The organism is Flaviflexus salsibiostraticola, from assembly GCF_003952265.1.
Classification (GTDB): domain Bacteria; phylum Actinomycetota; class Actinomycetes; order Actinomycetales; family Actinomycetaceae; genus Flaviflexus; species Flaviflexus salsibiostraticola.
Map to the genome: position 1 here is coordinate 1,551,951 of NZ_CP034438.1, position 23,951 is coordinate 1,575,901.

General features: G+C 66.5%; 27 protein-coding genes and 1 pseudogene. 15 read left to right on the forward strand and 13 right to left on the reverse strand.

Annotated elements, in window-relative coordinates:
* Window positions 1-99: 99 nt before the first annotated feature.
* From fbaA to EJO69_RS07150, 3 genes are all read right to left on the reverse strand, one after another.
* Window positions 100-1,122, reverse strand: coding sequence for a class II fructose-bisphosphate aldolase (gene fbaA / locus EJO69_RS07140; protein ID WP_126040572.1), 1,023 nt, complete (start codon window positions 1,120-1,122; stop codon window positions 100-102).
* A gap of 300 nt (window positions 1,123-1,422) precedes the next feature.
* Window positions 1,423-2,412, reverse strand: coding sequence for an asparaginase (locus EJO69_RS07145; RefSeq protein ID WP_126040574.1), 990 nt, complete (start codon window positions 2,410-2,412; stop codon window positions 1,423-1,425).
* 2 nt (window positions 2,413-2,414) lie between these two features.
* Complete coding sequence (locus EJO69_RS07150) at window positions 2,415-3,692, reverse strand: hypothetical protein (protein ID WP_211331378.1); 1,278 nt, start codon at window positions 3,690-3,692, stop codon at window positions 2,415-2,417.
* 128 nt (window positions 3,693-3,820) lie between these two features.
* Between EJO69_RS07150 and EJO69_RS07155 the strand changes: the two genes are divergently transcribed.
* The 4 genes from EJO69_RS07155 to EJO69_RS07170 all read left to right on the forward strand — a co-directional run bounded on the left by EJO69_RS07155 (window position 3,821) and on the right by EJO69_RS07170 (window position 6,610).
* A complete protein-coding gene (locus EJO69_RS07155; RefSeq protein WP_164519901.1) occupies window positions 3,821-4,513 on the forward strand; it encodes a GntR family transcriptional regulator in 693 nt (230 codons plus the stop codon).
* Between the two features lie 122 nt (window positions 4,514-4,635).
* The gene (locus EJO69_RS07160; protein WP_126040578.1) at window positions 4,636-4,881 is read left to right on the forward strand and encodes a hypothetical protein; all 246 of its coding nucleotides are present in this window, start codon (window positions 4,636-4,638) and stop codon (window positions 4,879-4,881) included.
* Between the two features lie 122 nt (window positions 4,882-5,003).
* Window positions 5,004-5,801: a hypothetical protein gene (locus EJO69_RS07165; protein ID WP_126040580.1), complete on the forward strand. Its 798-nt coding sequence runs from the start codon at window positions 5,004-5,006 to the stop codon at window positions 5,799-5,801.
* A complete protein-coding gene (locus EJO69_RS07170) occupies window positions 5,798-6,610 on the forward strand; it encodes a Sir2 family NAD-dependent protein deacetylase (RefSeq protein ID WP_245993556.1) in 813 nt (270 codons plus the stop codon). Before EJO69_RS07165 ends, EJO69_RS07170 begins: the two co-directional genes overlap by 4 nt.
* Before the next feature lie 43 nt (window positions 6,611-6,653).
* On the opposite strand, the gene hemQ is transcribed toward EJO69_RS07170, so the two are convergent.
* Genes hemQ through EJO69_RS07185 form a run of 3 tightly spaced genes read right to left on the reverse strand, consistent with a single transcriptional unit; the run spans window position 6,654 to window position 9,640 of the window.
* Window positions 6,654-7,358 carry a hydrogen peroxide-dependent heme synthase gene (gene hemQ / locus EJO69_RS12705; RefSeq protein WP_342769199.1) on the reverse strand — a complete coding sequence of 235 codons (705 nt, stop codon included), beginning with the start codon at window positions 7,356-7,358 and terminating at the stop codon, window positions 6,654-6,656.
* 10 nt (window positions 7,359-7,368) lie between these two features.
* Complete coding sequence (locus EJO69_RS12710) at window positions 7,369-8,349, reverse strand: ferrochelatase (RefSeq protein WP_126040581.1); 981 nt, start codon at window positions 8,347-8,349, stop codon at window positions 7,369-7,371.
* Window positions 8,342-9,640: a glutamyl-tRNA reductase gene (locus tag EJO69_RS07185; protein WP_126040583.1), complete on the reverse strand. Its 1,299-nt coding sequence runs from the start codon at window positions 9,638-9,640 to the stop codon at window positions 8,342-8,344. Before EJO69_RS07185 ends, EJO69_RS12710 begins: the two co-directional genes overlap by 8 nt.
* A gap of 56 nt (window positions 9,641-9,696) precedes the next feature.
* Here EJO69_RS07185 and hemE point away from each other — a divergent pair, with 56 nt between their 5' ends.
* The 6 genes and pseudogenes from hemE to hemL all read left to right on the forward strand — a co-directional run bounded on the left by hemE (window position 9,697) and on the right by hemL (window position 15,854).
* Window positions 9,697-10,692, forward strand: coding sequence for a uroporphyrinogen decarboxylase (gene hemE, locus EJO69_RS07190; RefSeq protein WP_211331379.1), 996 nt, complete (start codon window positions 9,697-9,699; stop codon window positions 10,690-10,692).
* Window positions 10,656-11,987 (forward strand): annotated as a pseudogene (locus EJO69_RS07195) (protoporphyrinogen/coproporphyrinogen oxidase); the annotation flags it as partial. The gene hemE and the pseudogene EJO69_RS07195, both read left to right, overlap by 37 nt.
* An 83-nt stretch (window positions 11,988-12,070) precedes the next feature.
* Window positions 12,071-12,937, forward strand: coding sequence for a hydroxymethylbilane synthase (gene hemC, locus EJO69_RS07200; protein ID WP_164519902.1), 867 nt, complete (start codon window positions 12,071-12,073; stop codon window positions 12,935-12,937).
* Entirely contained in the window at window positions 12,934-13,614 is a 681-nt protein-coding gene (locus tag EJO69_RS07205; RefSeq protein WP_126040591.1) for a uroporphyrinogen-III synthase, read from the forward strand. Before hemC ends, EJO69_RS07205 begins: the two co-directional genes overlap by 4 nt.
* A gap of 19 nt (window positions 13,615-13,633) precedes the next feature.
* Window positions 13,634-14,566, forward strand: a complete 933-nt coding sequence (gene hemB / locus EJO69_RS07210) for a porphobilinogen synthase (RefSeq protein ID WP_126040593.1) — start codon at window positions 13,634-13,636, stop codon at window positions 14,564-14,566.
* A complete protein-coding gene (gene hemL, locus EJO69_RS07215) occupies window positions 14,559-15,854 on the forward strand; it encodes a glutamate-1-semialdehyde 2,1-aminomutase (RefSeq protein WP_245993559.1) in 1,296 nt (431 codons plus the stop codon). The genes hemB and hemL overlap by 8 nt, the downstream gene beginning before the upstream one ends.
* A 133-nt stretch (window positions 15,855-15,987) precedes the next feature.
* Here hemL and EJO69_RS07220 read toward each other — a convergent pair whose 3' ends face one another.
* The 4 genes from EJO69_RS07220 to EJO69_RS07235 form a co-directional block, all read right to left on the reverse strand.
* The gene (locus EJO69_RS07220) at window positions 15,988-16,572 is read right to left on the reverse strand and encodes a TrmH family RNA methyltransferase (RefSeq protein WP_245993561.1); all 585 of its coding nucleotides are present in this window, start codon (window positions 16,570-16,572) and stop codon (window positions 15,988-15,990) included.
* Window positions 16,569-17,144 (reverse strand): LemA family protein, encoded by a 576-nt coding sequence (locus tag EJO69_RS07225; protein ID WP_126040598.1) that lies wholly within the window; start codon window positions 17,142-17,144, stop codon window positions 16,569-16,571. Before EJO69_RS07225 ends, EJO69_RS07220 begins: the two co-directional genes overlap by 4 nt.
* 304 nt (window positions 17,145-17,448) lie before the next feature.
* Window positions 17,449-18,012, reverse strand: coding sequence for an orotate phosphoribosyltransferase (pyrE, locus tag EJO69_RS07230; protein ID WP_126040600.1), 564 nt, complete (start codon window positions 18,010-18,012; stop codon window positions 17,449-17,451).
* Window positions 18,013-18,050: 38 nt separating this feature from the next.
* On the reverse strand, window positions 18,051-18,827 hold the full coding sequence (locus tag EJO69_RS07235; RefSeq protein ID WP_126040602.1) for an SDR family NAD(P)-dependent oxidoreductase: 777 nt from the start codon (window positions 18,825-18,827) through the stop codon (window positions 18,051-18,053).
* A gap of 30 nt (window positions 18,828-18,857) precedes the next feature.
* Between EJO69_RS07235 and EJO69_RS07240 the strand changes: the two genes are divergently transcribed.
* Together EJO69_RS07240 and EJO69_RS07245 are read left to right on the forward strand one after the other, a co-directional pair.
* Window positions 18,858-19,652 (forward strand): exodeoxyribonuclease III, encoded by a 795-nt coding sequence (locus EJO69_RS07240; RefSeq protein WP_126040604.1) that lies wholly within the window; start codon window positions 18,858-18,860, stop codon window positions 19,650-19,652.
* A gap of 3 nt (window positions 19,653-19,655) precedes the next feature.
* Window positions 19,656-19,928, forward strand: coding sequence for a hypothetical protein (locus EJO69_RS07245; protein WP_126040606.1), 273 nt, complete (start codon window positions 19,656-19,658; stop codon window positions 19,926-19,928).
* 57 nt (window positions 19,929-19,985) lie between these two features.
* On the opposite strand, the gene EJO69_RS07250 is transcribed toward EJO69_RS07245, so the two are convergent.
* Window positions 19,986-20,753 (reverse strand): serine hydrolase domain-containing protein, encoded by a 768-nt coding sequence (locus tag EJO69_RS07250; RefSeq protein WP_126040608.1) that lies wholly within the window; start codon window positions 20,751-20,753, stop codon window positions 19,986-19,988.
* 16 nt (window positions 20,754-20,769) lie between these two features.
* Here EJO69_RS07250 and EJO69_RS07255 point away from each other — a divergent pair, with 16 nt between their 5' ends.
* Complete coding sequence (locus tag EJO69_RS07255) at window positions 20,770-21,531, forward strand: HAD-IIA family hydrolase (RefSeq protein WP_126040610.1); 762 nt, start codon at window positions 20,770-20,772, stop codon at window positions 21,529-21,531.
* 89 nt (window positions 21,532-21,620) lie between these two features.
* Window positions 21,621-21,956: a YnfA family protein gene (locus tag EJO69_RS07260; protein ID WP_126040612.1), complete on the forward strand. Its 336-nt coding sequence runs from the start codon at window positions 21,621-21,623 to the stop codon at window positions 21,954-21,956.
* Between the two features lie 7 nt (window positions 21,957-21,963).
* Here EJO69_RS07260 and EJO69_RS07265 read toward each other — a convergent pair whose 3' ends face one another.
* Window positions 21,964-22,512, reverse strand: coding sequence for a GNAT family N-acetyltransferase (locus tag EJO69_RS07265; protein WP_126040614.1), 549 nt, complete (start codon window positions 22,510-22,512; stop codon window positions 21,964-21,966).
* Between the two features lie 133 nt (window positions 22,513-22,645).
* Here EJO69_RS07265 and EJO69_RS07270 point away from each other — a divergent pair, with 133 nt between their 5' ends.
* A complete protein-coding gene (locus EJO69_RS07270; RefSeq protein ID WP_126040616.1) occupies window positions 22,646-23,119 on the forward strand; it encodes an ASCH domain-containing protein in 474 nt (157 codons plus the stop codon).
* A gap of 57 nt (window positions 23,120-23,176) precedes the next feature.
* On the opposite strand, the gene EJO69_RS07275 is transcribed toward EJO69_RS07270, so the two are convergent.
* On the reverse strand, window positions 23,177-23,950 hold the full coding sequence (locus EJO69_RS07275) for an LLM class flavin-dependent oxidoreductase (RefSeq protein ID WP_126042424.1): 774 nt from the start codon (window positions 23,948-23,950) through the stop codon (window positions 23,177-23,179).
* Window position 23,951 lies beyond the last annotated feature (1 nt).

Here is a 23,951-nt window from a genome sequence, read left to right on the forward strand (position 1 = left end):
GGCGCGTCGGAGAGGGGGCGCCGTCAGCGACGCATGTCTCTTCCAGGCACGAGAAAGGCGGCAGGCCTCATGGCCTGCCGCCTTCCGATGAAGAGGGTGTTACTTGATGCGGGTGCCGACAGAGCCGAGCTGCTGGCAGGCCTCGACGATGCGGTCGGCCATGCCCTTCTCGGCGGCCTTGCCCCAGGCGCGGGGGTCGTACATCTTCTTGTTGCCGATGTCGCCGTCGACCTTGATGACGCCGTCGTAGTTCTTCAGCATCCAGTCGGCGACGGGACGCGTGAAGGCGTACTGGGTATCGGTGTCGATGTTCATCTTGATGACGCCGTTCTTGACAGCGGTCGCGATCTCCTCCTCCGAGGAGCCTGAGCCGCCATGGAAGACGAGGTCGAACGGCATCTCCTTGCCGTACTTCTCGCCGACAGCCTTCTGAATCTCGCCGAGGAGCTCGGGGCGGAGCTTGACGAAGCCGGGCTTGTAGACGCCGTGGACGTTGCCGAAGGTGAGGGCGGTCAGGTAGCGGCCCTTCTCGCCGAGGCCGAGGGCCTCGACCGTGGCAACGCCGTCTGCTGCGGTCGTGTAGAGCTTCTCGTTGATCTCGCCGACAACGCCGTCTTCTTCGCCGCCGACGACGCCGATCTCGATCTCGAGAATGGTGTTGGCCTTCTGGGAGAGCTCGAGCAGCTCCTTGGCGATCTCAAGGTTCTCCTCGAGCTCGACAGCAGAACCGTCCCACATGTGCGACTGGAACGCGGGCAGCCCGCCATTCTTGACCTGCTCGGCCTCGATCTCCAGAAGCGGGCGGACCCACGTATCAATGTTGCCCTTGGCGCAGTGGTCGGTGTGGAGGGCAACGGTGACGTCGTAGTTCTTCGCGACCTCGCGTGCGTAGGCCGCCATCGCGAGCGAGCCCGCGACGCGGTCCTTGCGGGTGGAGCCCGACCAGTACTCTGCACCGCCGACGGAGACCTGGATGATGCCGTCGGACTCAGCCTCGGCAAAGCCCTGCAGCGCAGCGGTCAGTGTCTGCGAGGACGTGACGTTGATCGCCGGGTACGCGAAGCCCTGCTCCTTCGCGCGGTCGATCATCTCGTTGTAAACCTCGGGGGTTGCAATAGCCACGGTGGGACTCCTTCGTTAGACGGCTGTAACCACCGTTTATTCTCGCATGATCCGTGGTGTTTCAATAGGCCCACCAGGGGGAAAGCGATGGAACGTTCCCAAGATCACGGCCGATTTCACGCGGTTTCTGCCGTATGCCGAGACTCGAGAGCGTCCAGCGAGATCCAAGCCGCTGCCACCTTCCGTGCACAGAGGTCGAGTCAGCGGGCTCGCTTCGCGCGGCACCCTGCGCACCATCCGGCTCCGACGACAGAACCGCGCCCCGTGGGGCGCGGTTCTGTCGCGGCGGTTCGTGTGTCGCTAGAATCCCCTCGCGGCGATCTCCCTGCGGATGGTAGCCTCGTCTGCTCCGAACTCAAGGAGCACGTGGACGAGGAGCCGAGTCTTGCGGGCCGTCAGGAAGCCGGTCGGGATGAGCCCACGCGCGATGAGGTCCTGTTCGGAGCCTGGGTACCCGTAGGACTTCTCGAGGGTGGTGCCGCTGCCCGTGCGGGAGGCCATGATGACGGGGATGCCGCTCCTGACAAGCTCCTCGCACGCATCGGACACCGGCTCGGACATGTGCCCCACTCCGGAGGCCTGGACGACAAGGGCCGGGGGCTCGAGGGAGGCGATGGCCCGCACCCAGTCCCCCTCGTCCCCGAACGGGGTCTCGACAATGGGAATGCGGATCGGACCATCACCCGGCGCCGGCAGCGGGTCGAACATCCGCATCGGCCGAAGCGCCATCCGCAGCCGTCGCTCGGCAACCCGGCCGACCGGACCCCAGCCGGGCGACTGGAACGTCCACACAGCCGTTGCATGGGTCTTGGCGGCAAGGCGGGCGAGGTGCACGGTGTCGTCAAGGACGACGAGTACTCCCATCCCCCTTGCGTCCTCCGACCCGGCGGTGACAACGGCGGCCAGCAGGTTGGCGGGCCCGTCGGCACCCGGCAGGTTCGGCGATCTCATCGCCCCCGTGACGACGAGCGGCTCCTCCCGATCCCATAGGAGATCGAGGAGGTAGGCGGTCTCCTCGAGGGTGTCGGTGCCGTGAGTGAGGACGACGCCCGTCGCACCCTCGTCGATCGACCTCGTCGCGAAGTCGAGCGCATCGAGGACGTTCCTTGGAAGAATCGCGGGTGAGGCGACGTTCGAGATGGTCTCGGCGCGGATCTGTGCGACGTCGGCGAGAGCAGGTACTGCCCCCACCAGATCATCCGCGGACAGTTCTGGCCTAACGGCACCCGTACCCTCGGCCGACATGGCGATGGTTCCGCCGAGAGCTCCGACAGCGATGATCGGCTTCATGATCAGAATCCTCCGAGAACGACGGCGACGATGGAGACGAACAGCAGTCCACCCAGCTGGGACGGCCGCTGGAAGCGGTTCGCCGCCTTCAGCTCAGATCCGGGAACCACAGGAACTGTGGTCGCGAGTGCAGCGACCGGGCCGCCCGTGAGGAAGTATTGCATGATCGCGGTCGGACCGGCTGCGGCGACAGCCGCAGCCAGCGGATTCACATCACCCTGCGCCATGACGATGGTGAGCATGGGGAGGATGATGGCGGCGGATGCGGAGTTCGACTGCGTGAGAAGGCCGGCTACGGCCGAGACGAGCACCAGCGTGATGATCGGGGCAGCCTCGATGAGAGGCTCGAACCAGCCGCCGAGAAGGCCGGTGATGCCAACGGCCGCGATGACGCCGGAGAGGTAGAGAAAGCCGATCGTGGCGATGAGCGGGATGGCGACGCGCTTGACCGATTCGAGCATCGACTTCTCCGCCTCCATTGGATTGGCGCGGGCCATGATCATGACGATGACCGAAACGACGAAGCCGACCGCGAAGACCGGGTAGCCCATGGCGAAGCCCACGACAAGCAGGAGGAACGGCAGGAGGACCCACCAGACTGACGGCTCTCCCTCCTTGCGGGCGAACTCGGACAGAGCCTCCTTCGATTCCTCGGCGGACGTCGCCTTGACCTTCTTGACGTCACCACGCATGCGGGCGAAGGACAGACCGAAGATGGTGAGCGCAGTCGCGAGGCCGATCGCGTTGATCCAGCCGAAGGTGATGCCGGCTGTGGCGATGACGGCGAGGAGCGTGGGGTGGGTGAATCCCGCGAAGTTGCCGAGGTGGCCCGCGTGGGCGTGGGTGCCGGCGGACTTGTTCGGGTCGACACCCAGTTTGACCGAGGCCGGTCCGGTGACGACGGCGGTGATGGCGGGCTGGGTGAAGCCGGTGAAGCCGCCGATGATCCCGGCGGCGATGCCGCCGGAGGCGGCGACGCCCGGCCCTCGTCCGAGCTTGTTGCCCTGGCGGATGATGGCGTTGACGAGAACCCTCAGGTATCCCGTGTGCTCCATCGCGCCGATGAAGATGAGAACGCCCGCCATATCGGCGATGACGGGGTTGAGGCCGCCGATGACGAGCGACTTGATCGTCGTGTCCTCGGCTTCTCCCGTGACCGGGATGCCGTAGACGAGCGCCGCAAGCGTGGCGCCGACGATGGCGGTCGTGTAGAGCGGCGTTCTGCCGACCACCATGAGGATGATCGTCACGCCGATCAAAATCTGTCCTGCGATCTCCACGGGAGCTCCTTCCGAGATGAATATTTCTTATAAGATATATTCTGTAAAATTCGACTCGATGGACTTATGTCCCGAGGGAAGCATTGCGTTGGGAGCTGATGGTGGAAGATGGACCAAGGGAGGTGGCGATGACCCGCAACACAGAGCACGCCGGCACGTGGCTGACGGGATCGCCGCGCTCTGCCGGAGCGCCGCGGACCCAGGCGGACTACGCCCATACCGCGATTCGGAAGGCGATCATCACCGGTCGGCTGAAGTCCGGGGACAGGCTGGTCCAGGCAGACCTCGCCCGCGACCTCGATCTCTCCATCACGCCGGTGCGAGAGGCTCTTCAGCGGCTCAACGAGGAGGGTCTTGTGGCCTCCCTCCCCTATCGGGGAACGACTGTCGCCTCGCTCGATCTGTCGGCAATCGAAGAGATCTACAGCATGAGGAAGCTGATCGAGCCTCTTCTCATCCGCAGGACGATCGATTCCGTCACCCAGGAGGACATCTCACTCGGCCTCAGCCTCATCGAGCAGATGGAGGGAACAGATGATCTCCTCGATTTCACAGCCATCAACGAGAGGTTCCATGAGGTCACGATGAAGTACGACAGCTCGTGGACCTCGCGGATGGTCCAGATGCTGGCGGGAGCCTCATCCCCCTACGTGTCGATCTCGCTGCGACTGCGGCCCGAGCAGGTCGAGGAATCCCACGCCGCCCACCGAGCCATCATCGACGCCCTCATCGCGAAAGATACTGAGCGGGTCGTCGAGCTCGAAGTCGAGCACCTGGACTCGACTCTGCGAATCCTTCGGGAACTGGGCAGCCAGGTCTGATTCCGTTCGGCAGCATCCGCCGCGCCCTGTCCCGGGCAGTCGCCCCGACCGCCACCCGCGACCCGATTTCCCAACCGCGGACGCGGCCGATGTCGTAGCGTGGCAGGAGAAAGGGGGCACTCATGGCTGACGATTCCCGCGAGCGCCACGGCGAGGACAGGCACGATGACCACGACGACCGGCCCGCCGACAGGCGGCACCCCGATGACCTGCTGGGCCACAGCGCCGATTATCGGATCGCCCGCAGTGCGAGCGGCGGCTCGAGCGGAGACGACTTCAATCTCCTGCGCAGCAAGCCGGCCCTCTACCCGGCGATAGCCGGCCTCATCCTCGTCATCGCAATCCTTCTTCTCCCGCTCATCCTCTGACATCTCCCGCTCATCCTCTGAGCGCAGAGTGCGCGGCCGCAGGGGTTGGAACCGACTGCTCAGAAGCAGCCTGCCTCACCCCCACCGGCGGCCGAACACGTGCCGTACGTATACTGGTCGGCATGCGCATCGGCACCAGTTCCTCAGCCCTCCACCTCGCTCAGGCCGCGGCCGCAGGCGACACCCTGCTCGTGGCAGACGGCTTCGACGGGTACGAGATCGTCGAGGTCGATGGCGGGCCTGAGGCCCTGCGGCAGGCCCTGCTCGCCGGTCACTGCGACGTCGCCGTCCACGCGGCCTCCGACATTCCGCTGGCCGATCATGTGGATCTCTCCGTCGTTTTCCTTCCTCGGGAGAGCCCTCAGGATGCGTTCGTCGGTCCCACGGACTATCGGGGCATGCCCCACGGGGCGCGGGTCGGGGTCGATTCGGCCAACCGCGCCGCGCAGATCACCCACTTCCGGCAGGACCTGCGGCCAGTCGACATCGGCGGGGACCTCGAGGAGCGTCTCGCTCGGGTCGGCGAGCTCGACGGCATCATCGTCTCCCGGGCAGAGCTCACCCAGCTCGGCCGCGACATCGGCCAGGATCTGCCCTACGAGGTCATGGTGCCCGTCGCGGGCCAGGGGGCGGTTGCCCTCGAAGCGCGTCGCGGCTCGCAGGTCGAGCACACTCTCGACCTCGTCGACGATCAGACGACGAGACTGGAGATGATCGCCGAGCGCAGCTTCGTCCGCGAGCTCAACCTCGCGCCGTCGGCCCCGGTCGGCGTTCTTGCCCGCTCGACGGGCAGAACGGTCGCGCTCCACGCCCGGTTCATGGGCAGCGGCAAGGTCGAGATCCGGCGCAGCTCCAACAATCCCGAGAAGCTCGGCCACGATCTCGCGGCCGAGTTCATCCGCCGCGGGGTGCGGGCGTGAGCATTGAGCGCCTCGCGGAGCTCATGAGCCGCGGCGATGTCGTGGTCGTCTCCGGTGCTGGGCTCTCAACGGATTCCGGTCTGCCCGACTATCGGGGCAGTGGAGGCTCGGAGAAGCCGAGCGTCGACTTCGACATGTTCACGGGCTCGCACACGTGGCAGCGCTGGGTGTGGCAGAGGAACCAGGAGACGTGGCGGGCCCTCGACGCCCTCGCACCGACGGAGGGTCATACGATTCTCGCCGAGTGGGAGCGGGACGGCATCGTCACCGGCACCGCGACGCAGAACATCGACGGGCTCCACGTCAAGGCGGGCTCGGAGAGGGTGGCGGAGATGCACGGGTCGTTTACCCGCGTGACCTGCCTCGACTGCGGCGAGGTCACGGACCGGGCCGCCCTCGACCCCCGGCTGCGCGAGCTGAACCCGCACACGGTCGACGATCCGGATCCGGCGAATGCGGCGATCCTCGCCGAGGCGGACTATGCCAAGGCGGCCGAGTCCACGTTCACCGTCGCCCAGTGCGCCTCCTGCGGGGGCACCCTCAAGCCCGACATCGTCTTCTTCGGCGAAGCCGTTCAGGCGATGGACGAGGCCTTCGACTACGCCCGAGACGCGAAGACGATCCTCGTGGTCGGCAGCTCCCTGCTCGTCATGACGGGGATGTGGGTCGTCACCCAAGGACTGTCCTCCGGCGCCGACATCGCCATCATCAATCGCGGGCCGACTCAGGCCGACAGGCTTGCGGATGTGCGGATCGAGGGCGGGATCTCCGAGACACTCGCAGCCGTCGACAAGATCCTCACAGGCTGACGCAGCCCGGGTGGTCCCGCTGCACGAGCGATCGTAACGGTCGCTATTCTCCCTGTGGTTGGCGGACTGCCCACTCCGAGAGTGAGACGCGCGAGCCCGTATAGAAGGGCGTATCAACTCGCACGTGCCTACGCGCCTCCGTGTATCGGAAGTCCCTCATGAGGTCGACGATACGGTGGAGCTCGTCCGCCTCAAGAGCAAGGATCCACTCGTAATCGTTGAGCGCGAAGCAGGCGACCGTCGACGCGATGACGTCCTTGTAGGGAACGCCCTTCATGCCGTGGTCCCGGAGGATCGCCATCCGCTCGTCGTCCTCAAGCAGGTACCACTCGAAGGAGCGGACGAACGGATAGACGGCCATATACTTCGGCGCCTCATCGCTGAGAAGGAATCCCGGCAGGTGCCTCTTGTTGAATTCAGCGGGCCGGTGCAGGCCGGCCACCGACCAGACAGGAGTGATCGGAAGTTTCGACCCGAGCAGGGCATGATAGGCGGCCTGCAGCTCCTCGATCGTCTCGGCATGCCACCACACCATCAAGTCAGCATCTGCACGGAGCCCTGCGACGTCGTAATAGCCGCGCACCGTCACGCCGGTCGCCGCAACCGCGGATTCAGCGTCGGCGACGACGGTTTCGCGCTCGTCCGGCGAGATCTCGCCGGTCGTCGCGAAGACGGACCACATCGTGTAGCGGATCGACGTGTTGACATGATCAACGGTCTCGTCGTCAGGGGCGTGCAGTGACGTCACGTGTGTCTCCTTAGAGTGCGGGGAGGGTTGCGGAGCGGGAGAGTGCACAGCAGTTCTCCTCGCAGTATGAGGTTCTGCCGGGATTCTGCAGTAGGTCGGCGATTTGGGAGATGAAATCCGGATCGGTGCCCACAGTCGCGGCACGCTCGAATGCGAGGCCGAGCTCTTCCGCCTTTGCCTTCGCCTCGGTGTCGAGGTCGTAGAGGACCTCCATATGATCCGAGATGAAGCCGATGGGCGCGACGACGACGCCCGTGATGCCGTCAGTCTTGAGATCCTCGAGATGATCACAGATGTCCGGCTCCAGCCATGGAGTGTGCGGGCTTCCAGAGCGAGAGCAGTACGCCATGTCCCAATCCTCGACGCCGAGCTCGTCCGCTATCCGGCGCGCGAGATCGAGATGCTGCTGCTCATATGTCATGCCGAACTCCAGACCGGATGAGTCGTTCATCGCGTTCGGGATCGAATGAGTGACGAAGATGAGTCGCGACCCGGGAGCCGCCTCCAAGGATTCTCGAACCGCAGTCACGCTCGCCCGGTAGAAGCCGTCGGTATTCCAGAACTGCTTCACCTTGCGGATGGTCAGATCAGGCAGATCGACCTCGCCCAGCCAGCGCGCGAGGTCCTCTCGATACTGACGGCACGATGAGTAAGAGGAATAGGCCGATGTGGCGATGGCAAGGATGTTCCGCGCGCCGTTCTCGTACAGCTCCTTGATGACATCGTTGCCGTAGGGCTCCCAGTTGCGGTTGCCGAGCGCGACGGGTGTGTGATCACCGCGCCGTACGAGCTCGTCGCGAAGATCCTCGACAAGGGCGGCGTTGAGCTCGTTGATCGGCGATTTGCCGCCGAACATGTAATAGTGCTCCCCCACCTGCTCAAGGCGTTCATCGGGGATCCCCCGGCCTTTGGTTGCATTTCGCAGGAACGGAACAACCTCCTCGGGCCTGTTCGGGCCTCCGTAGGAGACGACGAGGTAGGCATCAACCATTCGAGTTATCCTTTCGCGGGCATGCCGAAGGGGCAAGGACCGGGTCGGTCGGTTCGGGGAGCGCCATTCCGAAGACGAGCTCGGCGGCCTCATGGAACTGGTGTCCCCGACCGCTCTGGGCTGCCTGCTGAGCGGCTCTCGTGGGGTGGTAGGCGATTGCGGCAGCCAGACGCTGCAGGGCGCGGACGGCATGTTCCGCCGGCACATCGCCCGCGGCCGGCATCCTGCTCAGCTCCTTCTCGAGCTCGGTCGCGTACATGTTCCGGACGGCGACGATGAGCGGGTCCATGGTCCTGCCGAGGAGATCTCCGTCGAGCTTCTCAAGTCCTTCAGCGATGAGCCGCTGAGCACTCTCGACATCCCCGGCGGCCGCTGCCGGGACGTGCCTGCGCACGGTCTCAAGGTCGATGAGAGTGACATCCTCGAGGTCGCCCGCCGCAGATTCGACGTCTCTCGACCTCGCGAGGTCGACGAGAGTGAGCGGCCCTCGGGTCTTCTTCGCCTTACGCACGGCGTCCACGGTCAGAACCGGCGATCCAGTGCCCCTGCAGAGCACGATGACATCGGGCCACGCCAGGTCGAGTTCCGGAGAGAACGAGATTCCATGATCGGCCGCGAACTGTCGGCCGCGCCCGGACTTGGACCATACCCGCACCTCCTCCGCGCCGCGCTCCTCGAGCGCCGCGACCGTCGCACCCGCATACGCGCCTGTGCCGACGAGCAGAACATTGACGCCCGACCAGTCGGTTGCCGGGACGGTGGGACCGCCGATGTCGTCCCAGTGGTACTGACCGCGTTCACATGCGACGTTGCCCGCCAGATCCAGTGCGACGCCGACGATGGAGCGGCCAGCACGGGAGAAATCGGTCTTCGCCGCGATTTCACGGGATGTGCGGAGCGCACCCTGGAGCGTCTGTTCGAGGAGGGGCGAGGTGGTGCCCTCCTCACGGGCCTCGGCAAGTGCCCGGCGGAACTGCCCGACGATCTCCCGCTCTCCGACGACCATGGAATCGAGCCCTGAGGCAACCTCGAACACATGCCGAGCAGCGTCAATTCCGGTGAAGGCCGTGATCTCCACCTCGCTGCCCAGAAGCTCCATAGCCTTCCGGGCCGCGTGCTCCTCCGCCTCGAGATACACGTCGTATCGGTTGCACGTCGACAGCACCACGGCGCCCGAGATCCCCTCGCAGCCGAGGATGTCCCGCTTGATGCGGGCGCCCCGCTGGGCGAGTGACTCGACGTCAGAGATCTCGAGATCGTGGTGATTTGCTGTTAGGACCACAAAGCTCACGAACCAATTGTCTCCCTAAACTGGCTTCAAGGTCCACTTCATCGGAGAATGGGCATGTGCACCTTCTCAACGATGCAGCCCGGGGTATCCGCGGCGAGCGTGTTCCCGTCTGGTTTATGAGGCAGGCCGGCAGGTCTCTTCCCGAGTATCGAAAGCTCCGTGAGAACACCAACATGCTCGACGCGTGTCTGACTCCGGAGTTGGCGGCGGAGATCACCATGCAACCCGTGCGCCGGCACGGTGTCGATGGCGCAGTTTTCTTCTCCGACATCGTCATCCCGCTGAAGATCGCAGGCATCGATGTCGATATCAAGCCTGGAGTCGGTCCCGTATTCGGCAGGCCAGTTCAGTCGGCCGCCGACATCACTGAGCTCACCTCCCACACACTCGAGGACTCTCCCGAGATCCGCGAGGCGATCGGGATCTGCGTGCAGGAGCTCGATGTCCCCGTGCTCGGCTTCGGCGGCGCACCGTTCACGCTCGCCGCCTACATGGTTGAGGGCAGGCCCTCCCGTGATCATCTGGGGGCGCGCGCACTCATGCACGCGGACCCTGCGAGTTGGGACCGACTGATGACATGGGCTGCCGACATCACCGGTCGCTTCCTCGAGATCCAGATCGAAGCCGGCGCCTCCGTCGTCCAGCTGTTCGACTCCTGGGCGGGCTCGCTGTCGGTCGCCGATTACGAGTCGAAGGTGCTCCCCTACTCCAAACTGGCGCTCGAGCGGGCGACCGTGCCGACGATCCACTTTGGGACCGGCACCAGTCTCTTTCTTGAGCAGATGGCGTCGTGTGCTGACGTGCTGGGCGTGGACTATCGGATGCCGCTGGACGAGGTGGCTCGTCGCGTCCCGGGGAAGCCGCTGCAGGGCAACATCGACCCGGCTCTCCTCGCAGCGCCCTGGAGCGTTCTCGAGGAGCACATCGACGCGGTGCTGGCCGCGGGCCGCGCAGCCCCCTCCCATATCCTCAACCTGGGCCACGGCGTGCCGCCCACGACCGATCCGGATGTGCTCACGCGCATCGTCTCCTACGTCAAACAGACCCTATGATCGTCATCGTCGGGGGCGGCCTCGCAGGCCTCATCACTGCGCGCGAGCTCTCCCGAGCCGGCCACGAGGTCACACTTCTCGAGAAGCGCGACAAACTCGGCGGGCTCGTAGCCGCAGAGACGATCGGCGGCGTCCGGGTCGATATCGGCGCGGAGTCGTATGCTCGGCGCTCTCAGCGCGTCACCGATTATCTGGCGTCGCTGGGCTTGGAGACGCTCCTTCCCGCGGGGCGGTCGTGGATCTGGGATGGTGCGGCCCTGCCGATCCCTGCGGACTCGTCCCTCGGCATCCCTGCAAATCCCTCAGCCGACGACGTCGCGTCGATCATCGGCGACACCACGCGCGCCGAAGAGGACCTCACCCTCGGTCCTGAGGTCGGCAGTGATGCGGACACCCTGGGGGATCTGGTCGAAGCGCGTATGGGCACAGCGGTGCGAGAGCGGCTTGTACGCCCCATCGCCGGCGCAATCTACTCCTCGGACCCGTCGAACCTCGCCATCAACCCGCAGCTCAAGGCTGATTTCCTCGCCGAGGGAAGCCTCGCGAAGGCAGTCGCCAAAGGACTGTCCGGGCCAGCGGTCGCCTCGGTCGTCGGCGGCATGTTCCGCCTCGTCGACACGCTCGCCAGGCAGGCCCAGGAGGCTGGCGCCGAGCTCCTCACCTCCGCGACGGTCACGTCACTCGGCAGGGCTCCGGCCGGGCAGACGACTGTCACTGCGCTCGTCGAGGGGGCGGAACGCTCGTTCGTCGCCTCGCACACCGTCCTCGCGGCCGATCTCGCCTCCGCCCGGTCCCTCCTCGGACACGTCATGGATCTTGAACCGTTGACGATCCCGCAGGGGAGACCGACGACGCATGTGACGCTCGTGCTCGATGCGCCAGAGCTGGATGCGGCACCCCGAGGATCTGGTCTCCTCTGTGTCGCAGGGTCGTCGCGCGCCAAGGCACTGACCCATCTGTCCTGCAAGTGGCCATGGTTGCGCGATGTCACCGACCGCCACATCATCCGAGTGTCCTACGCACTCAACGAGGACATGTCGGCAGGCCAGGCTCTGGCGGACGTCAATCAGCTCATGGGTGTCGCCCTCACCGAGGAGGTGATTGCTGGCTCCCGCACTGTGCGCTGGGGCGGAGCCCTCACGCCATCCACCCCTGAGCTGAGGGCGTGGGCGGACGCGCTCGAGCCGCCCCCCTCCATCAGCATCGTCGGCGCGTGGAAGGCGGGCACCGGCATCTCTGCCGTCATCCCCCACGCGCTCGACACGGCTGCGGCGATCCTCGCGCGACTCAGGTAGAGCACCCTCGTCGCTTGTGCTGATTCCGGGACTGAGCCGCCGCTTGCTCCCGAGGCACACCGCGGGGTCGTATCATGGCACATATGCATACGCTTCGCGTCGGCACTCGGACGTCCTCTCTCGCCGTGTCCCAGGCAACCGCAGTCGCCCGGGACATCGTCGAGGCTGACCCCAATCTCACCGACTTCGAGATCATCGGCATCACCACCAAGGGGGATGTCGATCGGTCCCCGCTCTCTGTCATCGGCGGCACGGGCCTCTTCACCTCGGCCGTCCGCGATGCCCTGATCGCCGGTCAATGCGATATCGCGGTCCACTCTGCGAAGGACCTTCCAGCGGCTGATCACCCCGCTCTATCGATCTTCTTTCCCCCGCGGGTGAGCCCCCATGATGTGTTCTGCGGCCACGTCGACTACCGCGATCTTCCTCCCGGTGCCACGATCGGCTCAGGCTCCCCTCGGCGCGCGGCACAGCTTCTCCACTTCCGGCCGGATCTCACGGTCGTCGACGTCCGCGGCAATGTGCCGACGAGGCTCGCACGCATCGACCATGACCTCGACGGCGTCATCCTTGCGCGTGCAGGTCTGCTGAGGCTGGGGATCGACACAGGTCAGGACCTGCCCTTCGACGTCATGGTCCCCGCTGCCGCCCAGGGCGCCCTCGCGCTTGAGACCGTCAAGGGCTCGCCGTTCGAAGAGCCGCTGTCACGCGTCGACGACCGCAAGACACGGCGTGAAGTCACCGCAGAACGCGCCTTCATGGCGGCAATGGGAGCGGGCTGCACGACACCGGTCGGGGTGCTCGGGGACGCATCCGGATCGACGGTCTCTCTGCATGCGCGCTACGTCGGCGGCGGTGCAGAGGTTGAGGGCCGACTCATCGCCGACGATCCCATCGCCGTCGCGACCGAGCTGGCAAACGAGTTCATCGACCGCGGAGTCGGAGAATGAGAGTCGCCATCACTCGACCCCGCTCCGCTCTGACACAGGGCTGGCACGCGATGCCGGTCACCTCCCGGAGCCCGATCCCCTCAGGGATTGCCGCCGTTGCAGACGCGCTGAGGGTGGGGAACACGGACTGGATCGCGGTGACCTCGCCCTTCGTCTTCCATGTCCTCGAATCGAACGGCATCGCCCTGCCGAGGGACCTGCATCTGGCCTGCGTCGGCGAGGCCACTGCCGCGGCCGCACCGAGAGATGCCGACTTCATCGGCCCCCCGCCCGCGAGCGCTGAGGCCATGGTCCGCTCATTCCCACGCGGGACGGGACGCGTCCTCTTCCCCTGCTCCGTCCAGGCGAGCACAGTCCTCGAAGAGGGTCTCCGCGATCTCGGCTACTCGGTCGACCGCGTTGACATCTACCGCTCCGAGGATGATCCCGTCGGGGTTGCCGCGCTGGCCTTGCTCGAGTCGGATGCCGTGATCGTCACGGCGGGCAGCGCTGCCCGTTCGATCGCCGCGCACTGGCCCTCGAACGCGACCCTGCCCCCGCTCATCGCCATCGGTGAACCGACCGCACACGCCCTTCACGCGGCAGGAATCCCTGCTGCCGCCACCTCTGCCACCCCCGATCGCAACGGCCTCGAGGCCTGTCTGGAAAGGATCAGCCGTGATTCATCGACCGCGTAGATTGCGCACCACCCCCGCCATGAGAGGCCTCGTCCGAGAGGCCGGCTTCACCGCCGGCAGCCTCGTCCTGCCGATGTTCGTCCGCGAGGGCATCTCCGAGCCCGCACCGATTGCCTCGATGCCGGGCGTCTACCAGCACACGATCGATTCCCTCAAGGCCGCGGCTCGGGAGGCTGTCGATGCCGGGGTCGGCGGTCTCATGCTCTTCGGAGTCCCGGCCGACCATGACGCCCTCGGCTCGGCTGGCGTGGACCCCGACGGAATCCTCAACCGTGGGCTGCGCGCCCTGAAAGAGGCAGTGGGCGATGAGGCTGTCATCATCGCCGACCTGTGCCTCGACGAGTTCACCGATCATGGCCACTGCGGCGTCCTCGACGTCGACGGAACGGTGGACAACGATGCGACGCTGGAGATCTACAGCGCGATGGCGGTGGAACAGGCTCGCGCCGGAGCCCACATGCTCGGCCTCTCGGGCATGATGGATGGCCAGGTCTCCGCCTGCCGAACGGCTCTCGACGAGGCCGGCTTCACCTCCGTCTCGATTCTCGCCTACTCAGCCAAGTACGCATCCGCCTATTACGGCCCCTTCCGAGAGGCAGTCGACTCGCAGCTGAAGGGCGACCGCCGGACATACCAGATGGATGTGGGAAACCGGACGGAGGGCCTGCGAGAGGCTCTCCTCGATATCGACGAGGGAGCGGATGTCGTCATGGTGAAACCCGCAGGCTCCTACCTCGACGTTCTGTCGGATGTCGCCCAGGCATCGACCGTCCCCGTCGCCGCCTACCAGGTGTCCGGCGAATACGCGATGATCGAGGCGGCGGCGGCCAACGGCTGGCTGGATCGAGACCGGACCATCATGGAGTCAGTCACCGCGATCACCCGTGCCGGCGCCACCATCATCTGCACCTACTGGGCCACCGAGATCGCGAAGAAGGTATCACGTGTCTGATCTGTTCACACGCGCGCAGCGCGTCATCCCCGGCGGCGTGGACTCGCCCGTCCGCGCTTTCGGCTCGGTCGGCGGCTCCCCCGTCTTCATCGACCGGGCCTCCGGTCCCTTCGTCTACTCCCGCGAGAGGCAGTACATCGACCTCGTCGGGTCGTGGGGCCCTGCCCTGCTCGGGCACGCTCACCCCGTCGTCGTCGACGCTGTCCAGCGCGCCGCAGAGCGCGGCCTCTCGTTCGGCGCTCCGACCGAGGCCGAGATCGAACTCGCCGAACTTGTCATCGACCGGGTCGATCCGGTCGAGAAGATCCGTTTCGTCTCAACCGGCACAGAGGCGACGATGACCGCGATTCGTCTGGCGCGCGGGTTCACGGGCAGGGATATCGTCGTCAAGTTCGCCGGCTGCTACCACGGGCATGAAGACTCCATGCTCGTCGCGGCAGGGTCTGGTGTCGCCACCTTCGGCATGTCGTCCTCCGCCGGTGTTCCGAAGGGTACGGTCGAAGACACCGTCGTCCTGCCCTACAACGACCGAGAGGCGGTCACGCAGCTGTTCGCCTCCCACGGCGATCGCATTGCCGCCATTATCACCGAGGCGGCTCCCGCCAATATGGGGGTCGTCCCGCCCGAGCCCGGATTCAACGCCTTCCTCAAGGCGGAATGCGAGAAGAGCGGTGCCCTTCTCATCCTCGACGAGGTGCTGACTGGGTTCCGCGTCTCTCGCGCAGGCTTCTGGGGCATCGATCAGGCCACCCCGTACGAGCCGGACCTCCTGTGCTTCGGCAAGGTCATCGGCGGGGGCATGCCTCTTGCGGCACTCGGCGGACGCGCGGACGTCATGGACCACCTCGCACCGCTCGGCCCCGTCTATCAGGCAGGCACTCTCTCTGGAAACCCATTGGCGACGGCGGCCGGCATCGCCACGCTCACACTGGCCGACGATGAGGTCTACGCGGCAGTCGACAGGGCCGCCAACGCCTTATCGGATGGCCTCTCACGGAGCCTGACCAGCGCGGGAGTCGCCCACACCATCCAGAAGGTCGGCTCGCTCTTCTCCATCCTGTTCTCGGATGACCCAGCGGGCAGCTACGACGACGTGATCGCACAGGACCAGTTCCGCTACGCGCCCTTCTTCCACTCGCTCCTCAGCTCCGGCATCCATCTCCCACCGTCCGTGTTCGAAGCCTATTTCGTCTCTGCGACGCACGACGAGGAGATCATCGCTCGCATCCTCGACGCCGCCCCGGAAGCGGCTCGCGCGGCAGCCGAAGCATCCAGCGCCCGCACCTGAGCATCATCGTGTCGGCCCGCAGTATCACCACCATCACCCGCGGGCCGACGCAGGCCGACAGGCGATGTGCGGATCGAGGGTGGGATCTCCGAGACGCTCGCAGCCGTGGACCGGCCCCTCGCCGACTGAGGGTTCAGCCCCTGTACTGGTGGGTGACCGACCAGGAGTGGATGGCGATCGCGGCCGCGGCCGCCACGTTCATCGACCTCGTCGACCCATACATGGGAATCTGCCGCACCTCGGTGCACTCCGCCAGGAGCTCGGGCGAGATCCCGTTCGATTCCTGACCGAAGACGAGGATCGACCGTTCGGGCAGTGGGCTCGCCTCAAGGTCCGTACACCCCGGGACGTTGTCGATGCCGATGATCGCATAGCCGTTGGCCTGCGCCCATCCCGCCAGATCGGCCGGCTCGGGCTGGTGGATGATGTCGAGATAGCGGTCGGTCACCATGGCCCCGCGCCGGTTCCACCGGCGCCTGCCGACGATGTGGACACCGCCGACGTTGAACGCATTGCCGGTGCGCACGATCGAGCCGATGTTGAGATCGTGGTCGAGATTCTCGATCGCAATGTGGAGCGCCGACCGCGACTCGTCAAGGTCGGCCCTGATCGCCTCAACGCTCCAGAACCGGTACCGATCGACGACGTTGCGCGTATCGCCCTGCTCGATCAGCTCGGGATCGAGCCGCGGGTCGACCGCCTGCTCGGCGTCCGTCACTCGGCCACCCCACCCGCGGCGGCCACTGCGGGTACCGGCATCGCCGTCCACGTGGACTCGAAGCGCTCGGCGGGCCTCAGCCCCATGAGGCGAGCGACAACAGCGCCCGAGGGAGTCTCGAGCACGGCGTTGTAGGCATCGACATCGGCGTTATAGGCCCGCCGTTCGCCGGAGATGCGGTCGTCGATGGCGGCAAGCTCGGCTCGAATATCGCAGAACGGGCCCGAGGCCTTGAGGCCGGGCGTGCACTCGCCCGTGGCGAGCGCTCGGTCCACTGCCGCGCTGAGCTCGCCCTCCAGTCGCGCCTGGTCGGCAGCGGAGCCCCGGGCCTGCTGGGCGCGGCCACGCGCCTCGACCAGGTCACTCACGACCTCATCTGGCGCTCTACCCGTGAGGGCGTCGATGAGCATGGGGATGAGCTGGCGACGCCGATGGCTCTCGACCTCGATCTGCTGCCAGGACCCCTCCACCCTCTCGTGCAGGTGCCTCAGGCTCCTGCTGCTGGCACCAGCCCATGAGGCGAGGATGAGGATGATGAGGGCGACGGCGCCGAGGATGACTCCGACATGCATGGATGACTCCAGTCTCGATGATCAGCGGCACCAGCATAGTCCCTCGCCGCTGTTCGGCCACTGTGCCTCCGAGCACGGCCCGCCCGGGGCGGACCGACGTCCGCACGCACCCGCCAGCTCACGCCGAGTGCGCACATCGGATGTGGCACGATCGACGGCGCGCGCCGACGCGATGGGACCACTCCACGAAGGTTTTCGCCTGGCGCTGCTCACGAGTGAGCGATCAACCCGCCGCGTTGGAGTCGACCGCGCCCGACTCCGCGGAGCGCACCCGCCAGCCGGGTATGGCTCAGCAGGATTGGGCTCAGCGCAGCTCGTCGATGGAGAGGGCCGCGAAGTAGGGCACGCCCGCCGCTTCGATCCGCTCCTTCGCACCCGTATTCCGGTCGACGACGACGGCGACGGCGACAGGCTCCGCGCCCGCCTCACGTGCGGCCTCAAGTGCCTCGAGGGGAGATCCACCGGTCGTGGACGTGTCCTCGAGGATGACGACCCGGCGGCCCGCGATCTCGGGTCCCTCGACCCTCCGTTGCATGCCATGGCCCTTCGCGGCCTTGCGGACGACGAAGGCGTCGACGGCCAGGCCCCGCGAGGCGGCCGCATGAAGGATCGCGGCTGCGACGGGATCCGCTCCCATCGTCAGTCCACCGACCGCGTCGATCTCATCGGGTCCGAACCCCGACTCCTCGAGCATGTCGAGCATGACGTGGCCGATGAGGGGGGCGGCCTCGTGGTGGAGGGTCGCCCTCCGCATATCAACGTAGTGGTCCGACACAAGGCCGGAGGCGAGGGTGACCTCACCCTCGATGACGGCGAGTTCGCGGACGAGCTCGATGAGGCGCTGGCGCTGGGGGTCGTTGTTCTTCACGGGCCCCAGTCTACGTGTGCGGGGGCGCAGGAGCTGAGTCAGGTGCCGGCGGCACGGCCGGAGCGGCCGGGCCCGGCGACCCGGCGGACGAGTGCCCGCGGTGAGAGCCGGAGGATCCCCGCCGCGGCCGCGTAGACGGGCGAGGGAGTGACGATGACGCGGCCGCGACGGACGGCGTCGAGGGAGCGGGAGGCCACCCTGTCGACGGGGATGAAGGCGAACTCGGGCCACTGGCTCGCGTCGACGTTGGTCCGTGCGTGGAAGTCGGTGTGGACGAGTCCCGGGCAGGAGACGGTGACGTTGACGCCGTGGGGCCTCAGGGTCTCGGCGAGGCCCTCCGAGAAGGTCCGGACCCAGGCCTTGTGGGCCGAGTAAGTGCCCTGCGCGGTCAGCGAGGTCATCGACGAGATGTTGAGGATCGCGCCGTAGCCCCGCCGGGCGAACTCGCCGGCCGCGGCGTGGCAGATGATGAGGATGGCGCGGGCCATGACATCCATGCCCTCGAGCTCACGGTCGAGACTGCCGCCGAGGAAGCTCTGGCCGAGCCCGAATCCGGCATTGTTGACGACGAGGCCGATGGGGCGCTCTCGGCTGGCGACACGCTCCCCGACCGCGCGGGCGCCCTCCTCCGTGGCAAGGTCGGCGCGGAGCGTCTCGACCTTCTGCCCGGTGAAGGTGCGGATCCTCTCCGCGTACTCCTCGAGGGCCGGGACGTTCCGAGCGACGAGGACGATGTCATTGCCCTCGGCCGCCAGCTGCCAGGCGATCTCTCGGCCGATGCCGGAGGTGGCGCCGGTGACCAGTGCTGTACCCATATCGAGAGCCTAGCTGGAATAATGGCCGGCATGAGACTTGTGACCTGGAATGTGAACTCCGTCCGCACCCGCATCGATCGCGTCATCGGCTTCCTCGAGCGTTCGAATACGGATGTGCTCGCCATCCAGGAGACGAAGTGCCGGGTCGACCAGTTCCCGTACGCACCCTTCGAGGAGGCCGGCTACGAGGTCGCCGTCACCGGCCTCAACCAGTGGAACGGTGTTGCCCTCATCTCCCGCGTCGGGATCGAGAACGTGCGCACCCAGTTCGAGGGCCAGCCCGCCTTCGCGAAGCCCGATCAGGAGCCGGTGGTCGAGCCGCGTGCGATCGGCGCCACCTGCGGCGGGATCGACGTGTGGAGCCTCTACGTCCCCAATGGCCGGTCGATCACCGACCCGCACTACGCCTACAAGCTGTCATTCCTCACGGCGCTCGCAGAGCAGGGCAGGTCGCGCCTCGCCGACGACCCCTCGGCCGACATCGCCCTCGTCGGCGACTGGAACGTCGCACCTCAGGATCACGACGTGTGGGACATCGAGCTGTTCCAGGACAACCTCTATGTGACCGATGGCGAGCGCCGCGCGCTGCAGTCCGTGGTCGACGCCGGCTTCGCCGAGGTCACCCGCGAACACGAGCCGGACCAGTACACGTTCTGGGAATACCAGCAGCTCCGCTTCCCTAGGAACGAGGGGATGAGGATCGACTTCCAGCACTTCTCCCCCTCCCTCGCCGGACGAGTCGCGCACGCGAGCATCGACCGCGATGAGCGCAAGGGCAAGGGTGCCTCCGACCACGTCCCCGTCATCGTCGACATCGAGGACTGACCGATGCCGTGCCCCGCTCTGCCCTCCCACGAGCCGCCCGTCTATGGCTCGGCGCAGCCGCGCCGGGCGGGCACGGCTGCGGGCGTGCTCGCGATCCTCTTCTTCTGGACGGGGACGATCGGGTGCGCACTCGGCTACGTGTCGATCGCGCAGGCCCGCAGGGCCGGGGACTCTGCCTCGCTTGGCATCATCGGCTTTGCGCTCAGCTTCGCCGTGTTCCTCGGCGTCTTCGTCTACGTGCTGCTCGGCGTCATCGACGTGTGGGGCGCGCTCTGACGGGGCACTGCCGACTCACCCCGGGGCGCTCAAGGGGTTCGTTCTGAGCCTGCGGGCTCAGAACTCCTCGCCCGCCCTCATCCGGTCCGTCAGGCCCGGCCACAGGTCCTTGTGCTTCTGGCCGAAGTCCTCGTCGCCCAGATAGACGCCGGTCAGCTGGACCTCGGGATCGACCCAGAGGAACGAACCGGACTGGCCGAAGTGTCCGAACGCCGATGGCGAGAAGGTCGCCCCGAGCCAGTGGGGGTCCTTCGTCGCCCTGATCTCGAAGCCGAGACCCCATGCATTGTCCTGCTGCCGGCCGTAGCCCGGCAGGATCCCGGACAGTTCGCCGAAGCTGGGTGACGTCGCCTCAGCGAGAAGCTCCTCGGGGATGAGGGTGGGCTCAAGGAGCTCTCGACCGAAGGCCGCAAGGTCCGCGGCATTGCCCTCACCCGAATGGGCGGGTGATCCCTCGATGAGGATCGAGGACAGGCCGAGCGGCTCGAGCACCGTCTGCTCGATCCAGGATTGGATCGACGTGCCGACTTTCGTCTCGATGTGCTCTCCAAGAACCTCGATTCCCAGGTTTGAGTAGACGCGGCGCCGGCCCGGCTCCGACACGGGGCCGCCCTCGTCGAACGGCAGGCCCGAGGCGTGGCCGAGAAGATGGCGGATGGTCGCGGGTCCCGCCTCCTCGTCGAGGTCGAGCAGATGCCGGTCGACGGCGATGAGGGCGGCGTAGGCTGCGAAGAGTTTGGTGACTGACGCGAAGCGGAAATTCCGTTCGATGTCGCCGCGATTTCGGATGACTTTGTCTACAGAACTGAGAATGACGGCTTCCACGTGCTAAGTGTAGGACATGAGCTCTTGGCTGATTGATATGGATGGCGTCCTCGTACACGAGGGCCTGGCACTGAACGGGGCCCGGGAATTCCTCGGGCGCCTCGAAGAGAACGGCATCCCCCACCTCATCCTGACCAACAACTCGATCTTCACGCCGCGCGATCTCGCCGCGCGGCTCTCAACCTCCGGCATCGAGGTCGACGAGAGCCGGATCTGGACTTCGGCACTCGCCACGGCACGATTCCTCGCCACCCAGTCCGATTCCCGCCGCGCCTACGTGGTCGGCGAGGCGGGCCTGACGACGGCTCTGTATGAAGAGAACTTCATCATGACGACCGCGAACCCGGACTTCGTCATCCTCGGCGAGACGCGCACCTACTCCTTCGAGGCGATCACCAACGCTATCCGCCTCATCCAGGGCGGCGCCCGCTTCATCGCCACCAACCCTGATGCGACCGGCCCCTCCGCCGAGGGCGACCTCCCGGCGACCGGTGCCGTGGCGGCCATGATCGAGAAGGCGACGGGCCGGAGCCCGTTCTTCCTCGGCAAGCCCAACCCGATCATGCTCCGCTACGGCCTCAACAGGATGGGCGCCCACTCGGAGAACACCTCGATCGTCGGCGACCGCATGGACACCGACATCCTCGCCGGTATCGAGGCCGGCCTCCGCACGCACCTCGTCCTCACGGGTTCGACCCGCCGGGAGGACATCTCGAAGTTCCCGTTCCGGCCCGAGCACGTCCACAACTCGATCGCCGACGTCATCGACTACGTCTGAGCAGATCCCACTGAGGGGCGCCGTGGTTCACACCACCGGCGCCCCTCCTTCTGTCTGCCCGTCCCCGGGTCTCGTGCCATCATGTCGGCATGGACATCTCGCGTTCGATCGCCCTCTTCGTCGCCGCAGCGCTCGCCGAGATCGGCGGGGCCTGGCTCGTCTGGCAGGGGGTGCGCGAGCATCGGGGTTGGCTGTGGATCGGTGCCGGCGTCATCGCCCTCGGCATCTACGGGCTCGTCGCCACGCTGCAGCCGGATGCGAACTTCGGCCGGATCCTCGCCGCCTATGGCGGGGTGTTCGTCGCGGGATCGCTCCTGTGGGGAATGGCGATGGATGGCTTCAGGCCGGACCGCTACGACGTGACCGGCGCCCTCCTCTGCCTCCTCGGAGTCGCCGTCATCATGTACGCGCCGCGGGGCGCCTGATCCAGCGTTAGGAGCTGGCCGGGATCTCCCACGAGATCGGGGTGGCCGTACCCGACTGCCAGTCGCGCCGCAGGATGCTGTACGCGACGGAGGCGAGTGGCTCGGCTCCATCGACCGGCCACCCTTCACGGTAGTAGGCCTCCTGGACCCAGCCGCACCTCTCGAACACGCGCCTCATCGGGACATTGTCCTCACGGGTCTGACCTTCGAAGCGGTTGACCTCGGGCATGAGGCGGAAGATCCTGTCGGTCGCGACGCGGAGGATGTCCGCCGCAAGACCCAGGCCCCGAGCCGACTCGGCGAGCCGCAGGTCGAACAGCGGCGCCATATCCGTCAGGTCCTCATAACGGAAGAACCCGATCCGCCCGTGCGTCTCGTGCTCGATCCAGTAGGAGTCGTTGTCCTCATCGCGGTAGGCGCCGGCGGCGATCAGCTCCTCCACCTGCTCGGCCGTAGGCCTGGCATTGACATGGAAGGGGAAGGCATTCGCCGTCATGAAGGAGACGAGCGCGTCGCGTTCTGCTGCGGGGTCGATTCGGGTGAGGCTGATAGTCACAGGCAGAGACTATACGCACCCCGCTGGCCGCCCTGCACCTGCTGATGAGCAGGTCAGAAGGACTCGTCGACAGCGCTTGGACCCCGCTGCCGCAGGCGTTATCCTCCCGCCCAGGATCGGATACCCTGGCGCGATGACTGTTGAAGAGTTCTGGAGGGAATGCCGCGAGGCGCTGCCCGGCCTGCCGGCGGACATGCCGGAGGCATGGGCCTTCGGGGCCCTGCCCGAGCATGCCGATGAGCTGCTGGCCCTCGTCCTTGCCGGCACGAAGACCGCGACAGCGTCGTCGCTGTGGGATATCGAGGCCACCGGCGAGATGATGCCGAGACCGGGCGATCTCAGCATCATCCTCGACGGCAGTGGGACCCCGCGTGCCCTCATCGAGACGACGGCGATCGCGATCGTCCCGTTCGATGAGGTATCGCAGGAGCATGCGTTCGCCGAGGGCGAGGACGATCGGACACTCGACTCATGGCGGGAGATCCACGAGCGCTACTGGCGCCGCCACTCGGAGAGTCCCCGGGGCTTCGAGAGGGGAATGCCGGTCGTGTGCGAAGAATTCCGGCTCCTGCACAGCTCATTCAACAGTAGCCCTCTCTCGTGCTGACCGCCCGGCCTGCTCAGTCCTGCCCCACAATCGAGCCTCGAAGCGCTGACGGCTCCATCAGCGCCAGCCGAGGCCCGGCGCGATGTGGGAGAGGACGGAGTCGATGAGGCGGCCATTGAATTCGACCCCGAGCTGGTTCGGCACTGTGAGCAGGAGGGTGTCGGCGGCCTGAAGCGCCTCGTCCTGTCCGAGCTGCTCGATGAGGGCATCGGGTTCGTCCGCGTAGGTCCTGCCGAACACGGCCCGGGCGGAGTCGAGGTGTCCGAACTGGTCGTTGCGGCCTCCGGGGATCGAGTACCTCCGATCCTCGTCCGTGACGATGGGGAGGATCGACCGGGACACTGACACCCGCGGCTCGAAGCCGTGGTCGTGGCGCGCCCATTCGCTCCTGAACTCTTCGATCTGTCGGCGCTGCTGGACGTGGAAGGGCTCGCCCGACTCATCGTTCTTCAGGGTCGACGACATGAGGTGCATGCCCTGGCGAGCGGCCCAGCGGGCGGTCGAATTCGAGCCCGCACCCCACCAGATCCGCCGCCGCAGACCCTCCGAGTACGGCTCGATCCGCAACAGGCCCGGCGGGTTGGGGAACATGGGTCGGGGATGCGGCGCGGCGAACCGCCTGCCGTCGATGACCTCGAGGGCCTCCTCTGTGTGGGCGCGCGCCATGTCGGCGTCGGACTGACCCTCGCCCGGCTCGAATCCAAAGTGACGGAAGCCGCCGATCACCTGCTCCGGCGAGCCGCGGGAGATGCCGAGCTGGAGGCGACCGCCAGCGATGAGATCAGCCGCCCCCGCATCCTCCGCGAACTGGAGCGGGTTCGCGTACTGCATA

Bases quoted from the DNA above. Each gene is read 5' to 3' on its own strand.
- EJO69_RS07225 (WP_126040598.1), bottom strand. From the start codon at position 17,144: ATGCATGTCGGAGTCATCCTCGGCGCCGTCGCCCTCATCATCCTCATC.
- EJO69_RS07245 (WP_126040606.1), top strand. From the start codon at position 19,656: ATGCCGTGCCCCGCTCTGCCCTCCCACGAGCCGCCCGTCTATGGCTCG.
- EJO69_RS07165 (WP_126040580.1), top strand. From the start codon at position 5,004: ATGCGCATCGGCACCAGTTCCTCAGCCCTCCACCTCGCTCAGGCCGCG.
- EJO69_RS07155 (WP_164519901.1), top strand. From the start codon at position 3,821: ATGACCCGCAACACAGAGCACGCCGGCACGTGGCTGACGGGATCGCCG.
- EJO69_RS12710 (WP_126040581.1), bottom strand. From the start codon at position 8,349: ATGGTTGATGCCTACCTCGTCGTCTCCTACGGAGGCCCGAACAGGCCC.
- EJO69_RS07270 (WP_126040616.1), top strand. From the start codon at position 22,646: ATGACTGTTGAAGAGTTCTGGAGGGAATGCCGCGAGGCGCTGCCCGGC.
- hemB (WP_126040593.1), top strand. From the start codon at position 13,634: ATGAGAGGCCTCGTCCGAGAGGCCGGCTTCACCGCCGGCAGCCTCGTC.
- EJO69_RS07145 (WP_126040574.1), bottom strand. From the start codon at position 2,412: ATGAAGCCGATCATCGCTGTCGGAGCTCTCGGCGGAACCATCGCCATG.
- EJO69_RS07255 (WP_126040610.1), top strand. From the start codon at position 20,770: ATGAGCTCTTGGCTGATTGATATGGATGGCGTCCTCGTACACGAGGGC.
- EJO69_RS07160 (WP_126040578.1), top strand. From the start codon at position 4,636: ATGGCTGACGATTCCCGCGAGCGCCACGGCGAGGACAGGCACGATGAC.
- EJO69_RS07205 (WP_126040591.1), top strand. From the start codon at position 12,934: ATGAGAGTCGCCATCACTCGACCCCGCTCCGCTCTGACACAGGGCTGG.
- EJO69_RS07260 (WP_126040612.1), top strand. From the start codon at position 21,621: ATGGACATCTCGCGTTCGATCGCCCTCTTCGTCGCCGCAGCGCTCGCC.
- EJO69_RS07275 (WP_126042424.1), bottom strand. From the start codon at position 23,950: ATGCAGTACGCGAACCCGCTCCAGTTCGCGGAGGATGCGGGGGCGGCT.
- EJO69_RS07235 (WP_126040602.1), bottom strand. From the start codon at position 18,827: ATGGGTACAGCACTGGTCACCGGCGCCACCTCCGGCATCGGCCGAGAG.
- EJO69_RS07240 (WP_126040604.1), top strand. From the start codon at position 18,858: ATGAGACTTGTGACCTGGAATGTGAACTCCGTCCGCACCCGCATCGAT.
- hemC (WP_164519902.1), top strand. From the start codon at position 12,071: ATGCATACGCTTCGCGTCGGCACTCGGACGTCCTCTCTCGCCGTGTCC.